The organism is Ventosimonas gracilis (assembly GCF_001580025.1).
GTDB classification, from domain to species: Bacteria; Pseudomonadota; Gammaproteobacteria; order Pseudomonadales; family Pseudomonadaceae; genus Ventosimonas; species Ventosimonas gracilis.
The window spans coordinates 1-382 of the sequence record NZ_LSZO01000063.1; the positions used below are offsets into that span (position 1 = coordinate 1).

At 59.2% G+C, this 382-nt stretch carries 1 protein-coding gene; it reads right to left on the reverse strand.

Annotation, left to right across the window (positions count from 1 at the left end; genetic code table 11):
- The coding region (locus AXE65_RS03565) for a hypothetical protein (RefSeq protein WP_153015373.1) at nucleotides 1–249 on the reverse strand (249 nt) is incomplete at its 3' end.
- Nucleotides 250–382 lie beyond the last annotated feature (133 nt).

The following is a 382-nucleotide window of genomic DNA, read 5'->3' on the forward strand; positions in this document are numbered from 1 at the left end:
TTCAGCAGCAGCCACGCTTTCCAGTTGTTTCTCTGTGTCACGGGTGAGCGCCTCCATTTGTGCATATAGGGCTTGTTCTTGCCGTCTGGCTTTGTCCAGCGCTTCATTGAGCGCTTGGGTGTAGCGCTGCTGTTCGCGGCTTTCGTGCAATTTTGCGCTGTTGTCGCGCCATTTGTAGCCTAGGGCTACGCCGGTCAGTAGTGCGGCGAGCAGGGCGAGGCTGGCGAAATAAGCGGGGAATGAGGGCATTGGGCTAGCCTTGCACCGCCTCTACCGCCTGCCGGTAGAGGTCTTCCCACGTTTTTGGGTGCGGTTTGCCGGGTCGCCAGTTGCACAGGTAGTAATCCCATGCGCTCATCACTTCGCCGATGGCAGGGAGCGG